Origin of the sequence: Muricoccus vinaceus (assembly GCF_042433125.1) — a bacterium.
Taxonomy (GTDB): domain Bacteria; phylum Pseudomonadota; class Alphaproteobacteria; order Acetobacterales; family Acetobacteraceae; genus Roseomonas; species Roseomonas vinacea.
Genome location: NZ_JBHLVZ010000023.1, coordinates 13,647 through 27,012 on the forward strand (window position 1 = coordinate 13,647; position 13,366 = coordinate 27,012).

The window sequence follows — 13,366 nt, forward strand, 5'->3', positions numbered from 1 at the left end:
CCTCCCTTTGCGGGTGCGGCATGGTCCCCCGGATGCAGCCCGCCCCGCCGCCGCCTCCCGCCCGGCTACAGCTTCTGGCCCGGACCGCCCTCGGCCTGGGGCTGGTGGCGCTGGGCGGCTGGATCCTCCGGGGGTTCCTGCCCGCCCTGGCCTGGGCGGCGATCCTGGCCATCGCGACCTGGCCGCTCCTGCAGCGCGCGCAGCGTTTCCGTGCCGCGCCCTCCCGCGTGGTGTTGCCGGCCCTGGCGACGCTGGCCCTGGCCACCGCCTTTCTTCTGCCCCTGGGCATCGCGGCACTGGAGCTGGGGCGTGAGGCGCGCCTGGCGCTGGGCTGGCTGCGCGATGCGGAGGCCCATGGCGCGGCGGCGCCCGCCTGGGTGTCCGCCCTCCCTCTCGTGGGGACGCAGGCTTCGGGCTGGTGGACGCAGGCGCTTTCGGCGCCGGGGGCCGGGGCGGGCTTCCTGCACCGGCTGAGCGAGGGCGAGCTGATCGGCCTGGGCCGCAGCCTCGGGGAGTCGCTGGCCCGCCGCGCGGTGCTTTTCGCCTTCTCGCTGGTGACGCTGTTCTTCCTGTTCCGCGACGGCGCGTTGCTGGCCGCCCAGGCGCAGCGGGTGGCGGACCGCCTGCTGGGGCCGGGCAGCGAGCGGCTGGGACACCAGGCGGTCGCCTCCGTCCGCGGAACGGTCAGCGGCCTGGTCCTGGTGGGGCTCGGAGAGGGCATTCTGCTGGGCCTGGCCTATGGCCTGGCCGGGGTGCCCCACCCCGTGATGCTGGGGGCGCTGACGGCGATCGCGGCCATGCTCCCCTTCGCGGCACCGGTCGTGTTCGGCGCGGCCTCGCTGCTTCTGGTGGCCTCCGGCGCATTGGCGGCGGCGGGCGCGGTCTTTGCGTTCGGCATGGTGGTGCTGTTCCTGGCCGACCACCTGATCCGCCCGGCGCTGATCGGCGGCGCGACGCGCCTGCCCTTCCTCTGGGTGCTTCTGGGTATCCTCGGCGGGGTGGAAAGCCTGGGGTTGCTCGGCTTGTTCGTCGGCCCGGCGGTGATGGCCGTGCTGGTTCTGCTCTGGCGCGACGCGGCAGGAACAGAGCCCGGCGGGTAGCGCAAAGGAAAGTCGCGCATACCGGCGCACACCCTGCCGCTGCCGTCGGCAGGCAGACAAATGACGCCTCCGGGGCCGTCCAGCAGCAAAATTCCTGGCGGCCCGTGCAAACCCCCCTCGCGTCTTCGAAGTTCCGGGGTATTCCAGCCGGTGCCGGCGTGAAGCGGCCTTCCCGTGACAAACGGCACCGGCGTTCATTTCCGTAGGGCGGGTCAGGCGCAGCCAAGCTCGCCCTATGGCGTTGAAGATGCCGGTGTCTCGGTCACCGTCCGGGAGGGCGGTTCAACGAGCTGGTGGGGGCTGGAGCTGACAAGGGAAGAGCATTGTCGAAATGGAGGCGCGCAGGGATGGATCTGCTCTCGGCCGCAGGCAGGCGCCTGCGCCGCGGGCGTTCCCTGGCACCCGCCGAGGTGGTGGAAGGTGGCCTGTCCGGTGTTCCCGCAGCGAACGGCCCCGCCGGCATGGCGCCCGCAACGGCCGGCTCCGTGGCTGTTTCCGCCGCCCCCGACTCCCGCGACTCCAAGGCGGACCGGCTGGAGGCCGTGCTCAGCGGCATGACTGACGGCGTGATGATGATCGACGCGGAACTGCGCCTCGTGGAATGGAATGCGCGTTTTCCGGACTTCACCGGCATTCCCAAGGACCTGCTCCGCGTCGGCCTGCCCATGGAGGAGATCCTCCGCGCCCAGGCCCAGGCCGGGGAGTTCGGCGAGGTGAACGTGGAGGCCGAGGTCGCCCGCCGGCTGGAACGGCTGCGCACCGGGGCGAGCTCCGGCACCATCGAGCGCCGCCGCCCCGATGGCCGCGTCATGGAGCTGCGCCGCAACCCGCTGGCCGACGGCGGCTTCGTCACGCTCTACACCGACATCACAGCCCGCCGGCAGGCCGAGGATCAGCTGCGGCAGGCGCAGAAGATGGAAGCGATCGGCCATCTCACCGGCGGGGTGGCGCATGACTTCAACAACCTGCTCATGGTCATCCTCGGCAATCTGGACCGGGCGGAGCGCTCGCTGCGCGACCTCGACCTGGACCGGGTCGGGCGGGGCATCGAGCAGGCGCGGAGCGGCGCGCAGCGGGCCGCCGCGCTGACCCAGCGCCTGCTTGCCATCTCAAGGCGGCAGGCGCGCGAGCCGCGGCCGGTGGACGTGAACGCCCTCATCACCGGCATGGCCGACCTGATCCGCCAGTCCACCGCTGGCAGCAACGCCGTGGAATTCACCCTCGCCGACTGCCCCTGGGTGGTGCTGGCCGATCCCCACCAGTTCGAGATCGCCCTGCTCAACCTCGTCATCAACGCGCGCGACGCCATGCCCCATGGCGGAGCCGTGCTGGTCGAGAGCGCGAAGGTGCGGCGCGGCGGCCCCGGCGCGCCGGATCCGATCCCGATCCCCGGCGACGAGTTCATGCGCGTCACGGTGCGCGACACCGGCGCCGGCATGTCGCCGGAGGTGGCCGCCCGCGCCTGCGAGCCGTTCTTCACCACCAAGGAGCCCGGCAAGGGCACGGGCCTCGGCCTGTATCAGGTGGTGGACTTCGTGACCCAGGCGGGCGGCCATCTCGTGATCGACAGCCAGTTCCGGGCAGGGACGGCCGTCACCATCCTGATCCCCCGCCTCCTGGTTCCCATGCCCGACGGCGTGCAGGCCTGGCCGGGCGACGCGGACCGCCTCATCGGCCATGGCGAGGCCGTGCTGGTGGTGGAGGACGAGCCCGACATCCTGTCCTGCACGACGGAGGGACTGGAAGCGCTGGGCTACCACGCCCTGGGCGCGCGGGACGCCTCCACCGCCCTCACCGTGCTCGAGACCAGGCCGGACGTGGCCCTGCTCTTCACCGATCTCGTGCTGCCCGGCATCACCGGCCGGCAGCTCGCCGCCGAGGCCTCGCGCCGCTGGCCCGGGCTTGCCGTGCTCACCACATCGGGCGGGCCGGCGGAGGCGCCGCCGGAGGAAGGGGCGCCTCCCGCCTCGTACATTTCCAAGCCCTACCAGCTTCCCGGGCTGTCCAAGGCGATCCGTGCGGTGCTGGACACGCGCGTCGCCGTGCCCGCACGCCCGGCGGAGGGCGGCGGCTCCTGACACATGCTTCGCGCGCCGGGAGGGGCGTTATGGCCGCCGGAGGCCGTGGCCGCCACGCACAGGCCCCGGCCTGAACGTACGCCTTCCCTTCCTGGCCGCACCGGCCCTGCCCCGTTCGGAGCACGAGGCGTCCAACCTCCCTGGTGGGGCGGAAGGCGGAGGAAGGATGGCGGAACTGGAGGGTGTCAGGCGCGGTGAGCAGCCGGCGCTTCCCGCCGCGCCCCCGGTGCAGGACAGACAGCTGGTGGCCGGGCCCGGCCCGGGCTAGCCGGGCCGGGTTTGCTCAGCCCGGTGCCTCGGCGATCTCGACCGGCGCGGTCTCGACCGGCGTCACCTCCACGGCCGCGACCCCCTGCAACGTCATGCCCAGCCGCTCCGCGAGCCTCGGGCTGAGATCGATGATGCGGCCGCGGATGAAGGGTCCACGATCCTCCACCGTCGCCATGGCGGAGCGCCCGTTTCCGAGATGCGTCACCAGCACCCGGGTCCCGAAGGGCAGCGTCCGGTGGGCGACGGTGGCGGAGCGCGGGTCGAAGGGGCGGCCGTTGGCCATCTTCCTTCCGGTGAACTCGGGCCCGTAATAGGAGGCGTTGCCGAGCTGCTGCTCGCCCGCCGGCCTGAGGCCCCGCTGCTGCAGCAGGGCGGATGCCGGGCTGTCGGGCTCCTCCGCCGCCGCGGCCGGCGGGGGCACGGCCCGGCTCTCGGGCGCGGCCGCCATGGAGGTGAACAGGGGTTCATCGGCCGGGGGGGCACAGCCCACCACCAGGATCAGCAAGCCAAGAACGGCGCAAGCACCTGCCGCGCGCCGGGCGGCGGCCCTCAAACCGCGGGGCCCCGCTTGCCAGTCCGTCCCATTCGGGCCGCGGTGGCGTTCGCAAGGTTGGTCTCGGCGCGCGGGCGATCGATCGCCATTGCAGCGTCTCCTTGAGGCTTCGGCGGGCGCCCGGGATCACCGCGAGGGGACCGGGCACCACCTGGAGCGAAAGAGCGGCCGAGGGCAGCATGCCCTGCGTCCGGTTGGCCGTGGCCACGCCGAAAACCGGCCTGGCTCGGGCGGGCGCGGGCGGTGAAGGCCGCCGCGCCGGTGTGCGCTGCACCCGTGGTATGGGCTCACGGCCGGTGTGGCAACCTAAAAGTCGCCGTTCCTCACCTTTTGGTGAATGGACGGCGGCGGCTTCGAGTGAACGGCACCGCAACGAACCGGCGCCGGAAACGTTTGCGGCGCCAGCGCCCAATGCCCGGGCTTTGAGCCTGTTCCGCCTCTCAGCGGCGCGCGGCGGTCACCTCGATCTCGACCAGCCATCCCGGATTGACCAGGCCAGCCACCTGCATCACGGACCGCGCCGGGAGGTTCGGTTGCGCCGGTGTGCCGAAGTGCTCGGTGTAGGCGGCCATGAAGCCGTCGAAGTCCATCCGCCCTCCCCTGCCGGGATCGCCGACCAGGAAGACCTGCATCCGCACGACATCGCCGAGCGACAGCCCGATGGACTTCAGGCTCGCCTCGATCCGCGACAGCACGCCCGCGGTCTGGGTCCGCGTGTCGCCGAAGCTGGCGAGGCTGTTACGCGGGGCGGCGGCGTCTGCCACGGGCGGCACCATGCCGCTGACCATGACCGTGGTGGCGCCGGGCGGGACCTCCACGGCCATGGCGATGGGAAAGTTCGACCCGGGGGTGCGGTGCCGCACGATGTCCTGGGCCACGGCCTGGCCGAAGGGCGCGGCGGCCAGGAGGCCGGCGAGAAGCAGGGGAAGGCGCATGGGTCGAAGTCTCCCGGATGGCGTGATGGAAGGGGGCGGGATCATTGGCGCGCGGCCTTGACCTCGTCCGCGGTCGCGGGTTCGGCGGCATAGGCGTTGCCGAGGTTGGTGCGGACCCAGTTCACCACCGCCGCCACCTGCCGGTCGTCGAGCTGCGTGGCGAAGCCGGGCATGCCGTGCATCCCGTTGAGCACGATGCTGACGGGATAGGCCGCGTGCTCCAGCTTCACGTTGCCCGCCAGCGCCGGATAGGCACCGGCGCCCGCGGCACCGCGGCCATCGGGCATGTGGCACCCCGCGCAGATCGCGGCATAAAGCGCGCCGCCGTCCTGCTGGCCGAAGCGCGTTGCGGAAACGAAGCCGTGGCTGTCGGAGGTGGCTTCGCCCGTGCGCTGCTGAGCGGATCGCGGCGGCGCGTCCTGCGAGAGCGCCGGAAGGGAGAGGGCAGCGCCCAGGCCCGCGAGAAGAAGTGCCGCGGCGGCACCGTGCCGGTGCGCGCGCATCACGCGGACACCACGCGGCGGTGCAGGCGTGAAATGGCATCCAGCGAGGACAGGATCGCGCCCTCCTGCCAGGCGGGGATGTAGGAGGCGTGCTCGCCGGCCAGCACGATCCGCCCGTCGATGGCGCAGAGATTGTCGTAGTGCTCGGCGCGCTTGGCATCCGTCCAGGCGCCGTTGCAGCCCATGGCACCGGGCACGCGATGCCAGCCGACGGAAACGCCGCCGTCGAACTCGTCGCGGTACTGCGGGTGCAGCGTGGCGCCCCAGTCCAGCGCGCGACGCACGCGCTCCGCCGCCGGAAGGGCCGTGAACTCGTAGGCGTAGGGACCGAAGGCATAGGCTCCGAGCAGCACGCCCTTGCCCGGGGAGCCGTAGGCGGTGGAAGGATAGGAGATCATGCGGATCGGCAGGTCGGTGTAGGAGATGCCGCCATAGATGTGTTCGTCCTGCTCCCAGAAGCGCCGTTTGAACTGCAGTCCGACCTTGACCGAAGCCGAGTAGGGCACCGCGCCGATCGCGGCCGCCATGGGCGCGCCGACATTCATCTCGATCTGGCTGAGGATGGAGAGCGGGAGGGTGCAGACGCACCAGTCCGCCCGCACCTGCTCCGGCGCGCCGCCGCCCGCGTCCTGCACCGTGATGCTGACGCCATTGCCGTCCTGGCGGATGGCAGTGACCTTGGCGTTGTAGCGGACCAGTCCGTCCACCTCCCGCGCCATGGCCTTGGCGATCATGTCCATGCCGCCCACCGGCTGGAACATGGTGGTCTGGAACTCGTAGAGAGAGCCGGTGACGAGATAGGACCACAGGCGCGAGGACAGCACGTCCTTCAGCGCCACCGGCTCCGAGAAGCTGGGGCGTGCCGTCAGCCCGCCACCGGGGTCGCGCTCGAAGCCGCGGCGGTCGGAGGTGAGAAGGGACTTCGCGTAGGTCATATCGGCGTTAAGCGCGCCCCAGGCGCGCAGCGATTCCAGGAGGATTTCCTGGTCCTGCTTGCCCACGGCCTCGTCCAGCTTGCCCTGCTTCGTCGCCTTGGCCAGCAGTTCCGCAATGCCGCCCTGGTAGTCGGCGTTGATCGCGCGGTAGCGCTGCGGCTTGCCGCCAAAGGCGGCCCTACCGTGCACGAGCGCGTTGTAGTTCACCTGCACGAAAGGCTCGAGCGCGACGCCCAGGCGCTTGCAGTAATCGAGCACGGCGTGATGGTTGTAGGGAATGCGCCATGGGCCGGGGTTGAAGTACAGGCCCTGATCGAAGTTCACCACCTGGGTTTCGCCGCCCATCTCGGTGTAGCGGTCGCCTCCGCGCAACGACCAGCAGCGGCCCCCGGCGCGGTCGGCATATTCCAGCACCTGCACGCGGTATCCGGCACGCCGCAGCTCCATCGCCGCGACCATGCCGGCGAGGCCAGCGCCAAGGATCACGACGGAAGCGCCGCGCGGGTCGCCCTCCAGGCGGATCGGGCCGGAATAGGTGGACTCCGCGGCCACGCCGAGCGCGCTCATCGCCTGGTACATCGCGGCGCCGCCCGCCACCGCGCCGATCCGCGCGAGCAGCGCACGGCGGCTGGGCGGAGCGCCCGCGCCGTCAGCCTGTTCCGCCATTCTCCGCTTCCCCCATTTCGAATCCCCGTCTTTGCGACGGGAGCTGCCTGCGACGAGATCACGCAGGCTGACCGGCAGCAAGGCGCCTTCCGTTTCGCGCGCCCGTCACGCCTGCGCGATCATTCCGGCCGTGTTGCAGCGTGGCGCGCGAGCGGGCGGGCCGGCCCTGCGGAACGGCCTTGTGGCGAAGCGGGCTGGATGCGCCAATCTGCCCGCGCGGCCCATCACCCCAACAGGGAGGAAGAACCCCATGTCCGAGCATCCCGAAACCATTGCCCTGCACGCGGGCTGGCGGCGCGATCCCGCCACCAAGGCCGTGGCGGTGCCGATCTACCAGACCACCTCCTATCAGTTCGACGATGCCGCGCATGCATCGCGCCTGTTCGGGCTGCAGGAGCTGGGCAACATCTACACGCGCATCATGAACCCGACGACGGACGTGCTGGAGAAGCGCGTGGCAGCGCTCGAGGGCGGCGTCGCGGCGCTGGCCGTCGCCTCGGGGCAGGCGGCCTCGGCCATGGCCGTGCAGAACCTAGCCCATGCCGGGGACAACATCGTCTCCTCCACCAACCTGTATGGCGGCACCTGGAACCTGTTCGCGAACACCTTCCGCGACCAGGGCATCGAGGTGCGCTTCGTGGACCCGGCCGATCCCGAGGCCTTTCTTCGCGCTTCCGACGATCGCACGCGCGCCTGGTACGCCGAAACCCTGCCGAACCCGAAGCTGGAGGTGTTCCCGATTGCCGAGGTCGCGGCGCTCGGGCGCCCGCTCGGCATTCCGCTGATCATGGACAACACCGCGGCCCCCGTGCTCGTGCGGCCCTTCGACCATGGGGCGGCGGTGGTGATCCTCTCGACCACCAAGTACCTCGGCGGCCACGGCACCAGCATCGGGGGCATCATCGTGGACGGCGGCAACTTCGACTGGGCCGCGCATGCGGCGCGCCAGCCGGCCCTGCACCGCCCCGATCCCTCCTACCACGGCGCGGTCTGGGCGGAGGCGGCGAAGCCCATGGGGCCCATCGCCTATATCCTGAAGGCGCGCGTGACGCTGCTGCGCGACCTCGGCGCGGCCATGTCGCCCTTCAACGCCTTTCTCACCCTCCAAGGCATCGAGACGCTGGCGCTGCGCATGCGCGAGCACAGCCGCAACGGCGAGATCGTGGCCGACTTCCTGGCCGGGCGGCCCGAGGTGAGCCGCGTGATCCACCCCAAGCACCTGACCGGCCCCGCCGCGGCGCGCACGGCGAAGTACCTCACCCGCGGGTGTGGCGGGCTGGTGGGCTTCGAGCTGGCCGGCGGGCTGGAGGCGGGGCGGCGCTTCATCGATGCGCTCGCGCTGCTCTACCACGTCGCGAACATCGGGGATGCGCGGAGCCTGGCGATCCATCCGGCCAGCACCACCCATTCGCAGCTCTCGCCCGAGGACCAGCTCGCGACGGGCGTCTCCCCCGGCTATGTGCGGCTCTCGATCGGGCTGGAACACCCCGACGACATCCTGGCGGACCTCGCCCAGGCGCTGGATCGCGCGGGTCGCGACGCGCGGCGCCTCGCGGCGGAGTGACGGCCGTGGCATCCGGCCGCGAACCGCTTGTGGAGCGGCCCGCGGCCGGTGAAGCTGGTGCATGCGCCAGCAGCTTCACCACCTTTCCGTCCAGACGCGCGGCCAGGGCCTGGAGGAGATCACCGGCCCCGTCCGCGACTGGTCGGGGCGGCAGGGGATTGCCACCGGGCTGCTGACGATCTGGTGCCGCCACACCTCGGCCTCCCTGCTCGTGCAGGAGAACGCCTCCCCCGAGGTGCGGACGGACCTGGAGGAGTTCCTGCAACGCCTCGTTCCCGATGGCCGGGCCTGGCGCTACCGGCACGACGACGAAGGGCCGGACGACATGCCCGCCCATATCCGCGCCGCCCTCACCCAGACCCAGCTCTCCATCCCCGTGGAGGGCGGGCGGCCGGTGCTGGGCACCTGGCAGGGCATCTACCTCTACGAGCACCGCGCCGGGCCGCACCGGCGGGAGGTGGTGCTGCACCTGATCGGCGAGGCCGCGCGAGGCGCGGCAGGGGCCCCCGCCTGACAGCACCGGCCGGAGCGGCTAGGTTCGGCCACGACCACGCCGCGCCAGGAACCGAACACCCATGGACCCCGCCATCCTCCGCGCCCAGGCGGACCGCGTGCTGCGCGACGCCACCATCGCCGAGCTGCCCAACCACTACCGCGGCAAGGTGCGCGACAACTACGACCTGCCGGACGGGCGGCGCGTCATCATCGCCACCGACCGCCTCAGCGCCTTCGACCGCATCCTCTGCGCCGTGCCCTTCAAGGGGCAGGTGCTGACCCAGACGGCACGCCACTGGTTCGAGGCGACGCGCGACATCTGCCCCAACCATGTGCTCGACTATCCGGACCCGAACGTGGTCATCGGCCAGCGCCTGGACATCCTGCCGGTGGAGATCGTGGTGCGCGGTTACCTCGCGGGCACGACGGGCACCTCCATCCTGACGCTCTACAAGGCGGGCGCGCGCGAGATGTACGGCATCCGCCTGCCCGACGGCATGCGCGACAACCAGCGCCTGCCGCAGCCGGTCATCACCCCCACGAGCAAGGCCTTCGACGGCGGGCACGACGAGCCGCTCACCCCCGCCGGGATCCTGGAGCGCGGGCTGGTGACGCCGGCCCAGTGGGAAGAGCTGACCAGCCATGCCCTGGCGCTGTTCGCCCGCGGGCAGGCCATGGCGGCGGAGCGCGGCCTGATCCTGGCCGACACCAAGTACGAGTTCGGCACGGACGCGCAGGGCCGCATCCTGCTGGCCGACGAGATCCACACGCCCGACAGCAGCCGCTACTGGAAGGCCGGAAGCTTCGAGGCGCGCTTCGAGGCCGGCGAGAGGCCCGAGAGCTTCGACAAGGACTTCGTGCGCTCCTGGGTCGCGGCGCGCTGCGATCCCTACGCGGACCCGATCCCCGAGATACCCGCGGAGATGATCCTCGAAACGGCGGCCGTTTACGTCGAAGCCTTCGAGACCATCACGGGACAGGCCTTTGAGCCGGATCCCGCCGGCGGCAGCGTGCTGGAACGCATCCGCAGCCGCCTTTCGCCCCTGTTCAACGCCTGAGCCGGTGGCCGGGCACGGGCTGGTTCTCCTCCGCCCTGCGGTTCAGCGCGGGGACGCCCCGTCGACCCGCAGGATCTCGACCAGCGGGGGCGCGTTGAGGATATCGCTGAAGGCGCGCATCCAGTCCTCGCCTTCCGAGGGCGCGCCACGCGCGCCGCGATGCCGGAGTTCCTCCAGCTGGTCGAGGCTGGTCAGTTCCACCTCGAACTGCAGCCCGGCGCCGCCCTGGCCCCGCGTCAGGGGCACGAGCAACCGGGCGTTGAGCCCCGTCGACCGGGCGGCCTCGACCTCCCGGCGGATGAAGTCCAGCGCCCGCTGCCGGTTGACGGGCAGCACGTCGTACGAGAAGCGCGCGATGAACATCGCATCCTCCTGGGCTGGGCTGCCGCGTGCCGGCCCGCGCGCGGCGGCCTGCCGCTCTGTTCGGCCTGGGAAAACGCCGGGGCGGACGGGTGGCTGCGGCGGGTCCTGCGCCTTTCCGCGCGTTGTGGCATGAGGGCAACCATGAAGCATGAGGACCCGGGCGCTCCTGGCGAGGACGCGCTGTTCATCGCGACGGTGAACGGCAGGGTGGCGCGCTGCGAGGTCGTGGCCGGGCTGGACGGCGTGGCCGAGGCCTTCCTGCAGGCGGCCTGGTCCGGAGCCGCCGGCGTCATGCCGGAGGGGCTCGCCGCGCTCCATGCATCCCTGCGCGATCCCGCGGCCTGGGCGGTGCACGGGGTGGGGGATGGCCAGCCCTTCTGGCACTGGTGGGCCGGGCTGGGGGAAGGCTCCATCTCCTTTCAACGGCTCACCGCGCCCCTTCCGGTGGCCGAGGGCCAGGGGCCGGCGCCGGCGATGGTGGCGGCCTCGCTCCGCGCCTGCGCGGCCGAGCTGCGCCTGGCAGCCCAGCAGGTCGGTGGAAGCCTGCGCATCCTTCCCGGCACCGGCGCAGAACAGGCCTGACCGCCGGGACGACGCCGGTCCTGGCGGAGCCGTGCCAGGGCCAAGCGGAGGCAGTGGACCCGGCACGGGCCGGGCGCGCCGAGGGGCAAGGCCGCCCGCCCTTCCCCTGACCTTTCGGCTTCCCATGCGTTTCGCCGAAGGCTCCTCGTTTGCAGCCCCGCAGTTCCACCAACACAGGGGATGGCCGCTTCCGGGGCGCCGCGTGAGAACCAAAGGCCACCCCCTGCTCCAGAGAAGGGTGGCAGCAAGGGAGAAGCGCCATGCCTTCAGGCAAGAAAGCGCGGGACCTGCCCCAGGGCGGAGAGGGCGTGACGGACGACCCGAAGGGTGCGGAGGCGAAGGCCGCGCCCGCCACCGGCTCCAGCGGAACCGCGGCCGCGCCGGACGCGATGCCGGGCCTTTGGGCCAACTGGGCCAAGGCCATGTCGGCGGCCGGCCAGCCCTGGGCGCAGGCCACGCCGTGGCGCGGCCTCTTCGCCGATGATCTCGCGGCCGCGCCCCTCGCCGGCGCTGCCGCGAGCATGGCCGAGCAGATAGCGCGCGATCCGCTGCTGCGCTCGGTGGACAGCATGTGGAACGCGAACCCCATGCGCGAGGTGGTTCCCGTGGACTGGGCCGAGGTGGTGCGGGCGCTCCGCACCGTCTGGCTCCGCGGCCTTGGGCGCCCCGCGGACATGCTGTCCTCGGCGGTGCGGATGAACGCGGATCTTTGGCGCTCGGCCTTGGAGAGCTGGAACCAGGCGGGGCAGCGCTGGATGGGCGTCGCCGCGCCGCCCGAGGCGGGTTCGGCGGCACGGCCGGCGGACAAGCGCTTCGCGGCGCCGGAATGGCAGAACCACCCGGCCTACCGCACCCTGAAGGAGGCCTATCTGCTCGCCTCCGACTGGCTGCTGCGCCAGGGCGAGGCGGAGGACCTGGACGAGGCGGAGCGGCAGCGGCTCACCTTCCATCTCCGGCAGTTCGTGGATGCGATGAGCCCCTCGCTCCTGCTGTTCTCCAATCCCGCCGCCCTGCGCCGCGCCATGGAGACGGGCGGTGCGAGCCTGGCGGAAGGGGCGCGCAACCTGCTCGGCGACCTGCAGGCGGGTCGTCTGAGCCTGGTGGACACCAAGGCCTTCGCCCCCGGGCGGAACCTGGCCCTTTCCCCCGGCAAGGTCGTGCACCGCAACCGGCTGATCGAGCTGATCCAGTATGCCCCGGCGAGCGGGACGGCGCATGGGACGCCGCTGCTCATCCTGCCGCCCTGGATCAACAAGTTCTACATCCTGGACCTGCAGCCGAAGAACAGCATGGTCCGCTTCCTGACCGAGCAGGGCTTCACCGTGTTCATGGTGTCGTGGAAGAACCCGGACGCCTCGATGGATGGCATCACCATCGAGGACTACATGGAACTCGGCCCGCTGGCCGCGAGCGACGTGGCGCGCGAGATCACCGGCAGCCCGACGGTGAACGTGATGGGCTACTGCATCGGCGGCACATTGCTGGCGATGACGCTGGCCTGGCTGGCGGCGAAGGGCGACGAACGCTTCGGCGCGGTGACCTTCATGGTCTCGCTGCAGGACTTCTCGCGCGTGGGGGACACCGCCGTCTTCATGGGCGACGAATCCATCGGGCTGGTGGAGCAGCAGATGATGGAGCGCGGCTATCTCGACAGCCGAGAGATGTCGAACATGTTCAACCTGCTCCGCTCCAACGACCTGATCTGGGCGAACGTGGTCAACAACTACCTGATGGGCGAGAAGCCGCCGGCCTTCGACCTGCTCTACTGGAACAGCGACGGCACGCGCATGACGCGCGCCGCCCACACCTGGTACCTGCGCAACACCTACCGCGAGAACAACCTGGTCGTGCCCGGCCGCATCCAGCTCAAGGGAGAGGCGGTCGACCTCGGCCGCATCCGCCAGGACATCTACGCCGTGGGGGCGGAGAAGGACCACATCGTGCCGTGGGACGCGGCCTGGCAGATCACGCGGCTGGCCGGCGGCCAGGTCCGCTACGTCCTTGCCTCCAGCGGCCACATTGCCGGGATCATCAACCCGCCGGGGGGAAAGGGCGCCCACTGGACCCAGCCGCCGGATGCGGCACCCGCCGCCACGCCCGCCGAGTGGCGGCGGGACGCGCAGCGGCACGAGGGAAGCTGGTGGGCCGATTGGAGCGGCTGGCTCGCCGCGCGGTCCGGCCGGAGGGCCGCCCCGCCCCCGATGGGCAGCGCGGCCCATCCGCCGCTGGAGGATGCGCCCGGGCTCTACGTGCTGGAGACGTGA

The 13,366-nt window shown here is 71.7% G+C and carries 12 protein-coding genes; 7 read left to right on the plus strand and 5 right to left on the minus strand.

Annotation, left to right across the window (positions count from 1 at the left end; translation table 11 throughout):
- The first annotated feature begins 20 nt into the window (after positions 1–20).
- Together ACFFIC_RS10925 and ACFFIC_RS10930 are read left to right on the plus strand one after the other, a co-directional pair.
- Positions 21–1,100, plus strand: a complete 1,080-nt coding sequence (locus tag ACFFIC_RS10925; RefSeq protein WP_377050193.1) for an AI-2E family transporter — start codon at positions 21–23, stop codon at positions 1,098–1,100.
- Between the two features lie 347 nt (positions 1,101–1,447).
- Positions 1,448–3,178 carry a PAS-domain containing protein gene (locus ACFFIC_RS10930; protein WP_377050194.1) on the plus strand — a complete coding sequence of 577 codons (1,731 nt, stop codon included), beginning with the start codon at positions 1,448–1,450 and terminating at the stop codon, positions 3,176–3,178.
- 283 nt (positions 3,179–3,461) lie between these two features.
- On the opposite strand, the gene ACFFIC_RS10935 is transcribed toward ACFFIC_RS10930, so the two are convergent.
- The 4 genes from ACFFIC_RS10935 to ACFFIC_RS10950 form a co-directional block, all read right to left on the minus strand.
- Positions 3,462–3,953: a septal ring lytic transglycosylase RlpA family protein gene (locus ACFFIC_RS10935; protein WP_377050195.1), complete on the minus strand. Its 492-nt coding sequence runs from the start codon at positions 3,951–3,953 to the stop codon at positions 3,462–3,464.
- Positions 3,954–4,441: 488 nt separating this feature from the next.
- Positions 4,442–4,936, minus strand: coding sequence for a RidA family protein (locus tag ACFFIC_RS10940; RefSeq protein ID WP_377050196.1), 495 nt, complete (start codon positions 4,934–4,936; stop codon positions 4,442–4,444).
- Between the two features lie 41 nt (positions 4,937–4,977).
- Positions 4,978–5,439 carry a c-type cytochrome gene (locus ACFFIC_RS10945; RefSeq protein ID WP_377050197.1) on the minus strand — a complete coding sequence of 154 codons (462 nt, stop codon included), beginning with the start codon at positions 5,437–5,439 and terminating at the stop codon, positions 4,978–4,980.
- Positions 5,439–7,040, minus strand: coding sequence for a flavin monoamine oxidase family protein (locus ACFFIC_RS10950; RefSeq protein WP_377050198.1), 1,602 nt, complete (start codon positions 7,038–7,040; stop codon positions 5,439–5,441). Before ACFFIC_RS10950 ends, ACFFIC_RS10945 begins: the two co-directional genes overlap by 1 nt.
- Before the next feature lie 250 nt (positions 7,041–7,290).
- Between ACFFIC_RS10950 and ACFFIC_RS10955 the strand changes: the two genes are divergently transcribed.
- From ACFFIC_RS10955 to ACFFIC_RS10965, 3 genes are all read left to right on the plus strand, one after another.
- Entirely contained in the window at positions 7,291–8,604 is a 1,314-nt protein-coding gene (locus tag ACFFIC_RS10955) for an O-acetylhomoserine aminocarboxypropyltransferase/cysteine synthase family protein (protein ID WP_377050199.1), read from the plus strand.
- Positions 8,605–8,665: 61 nt separating this feature from the next.
- Positions 8,666–9,118 carry a secondary thiamine-phosphate synthase enzyme YjbQ gene (locus tag ACFFIC_RS10960; RefSeq protein WP_377050200.1) on the plus strand — a complete coding sequence of 151 codons (453 nt, stop codon included), beginning with the start codon at positions 8,666–8,668 and terminating at the stop codon, positions 9,116–9,118.
- Positions 9,119–9,179: 61 nt separating this feature from the next.
- On the plus strand, positions 9,180–10,157 hold the full coding sequence (locus ACFFIC_RS10965) for a phosphoribosylaminoimidazolesuccinocarboxamide synthase (protein WP_377050201.1): 978 nt from the start codon (positions 9,180–9,182) through the stop codon (positions 10,155–10,157).
- Between the two features lie 42 nt (positions 10,158–10,199).
- Here the strand turns inward: ACFFIC_RS10965 and ACFFIC_RS10970 are convergent, their stop codons facing one another.
- Positions 10,200–10,520: a hypothetical protein gene (locus ACFFIC_RS10970; protein ID WP_377050202.1), complete on the minus strand. Its 321-nt coding sequence runs from the start codon at positions 10,518–10,520 to the stop codon at positions 10,200–10,202.
- Between the two features lie 141 nt (positions 10,521–10,661).
- On the opposite strand from ACFFIC_RS10970, the gene ACFFIC_RS10975 reads away from it, so the two are divergent.
- Positions 10,662–11,102, plus strand: a complete 441-nt coding sequence (locus ACFFIC_RS10975) for a hypothetical protein (RefSeq protein ID WP_377050203.1) — start codon at positions 10,662–10,664, stop codon at positions 11,100–11,102.
- A 260-nt stretch (positions 11,103–11,362) separates the two neighbouring features.
- On the plus strand, positions 11,363–13,366 hold the full coding sequence (locus ACFFIC_RS10980) for a PHA/PHB synthase family protein (protein ID WP_377050204.1): 2,004 nt from the start codon (positions 11,363–11,365) through the stop codon (positions 13,364–13,366).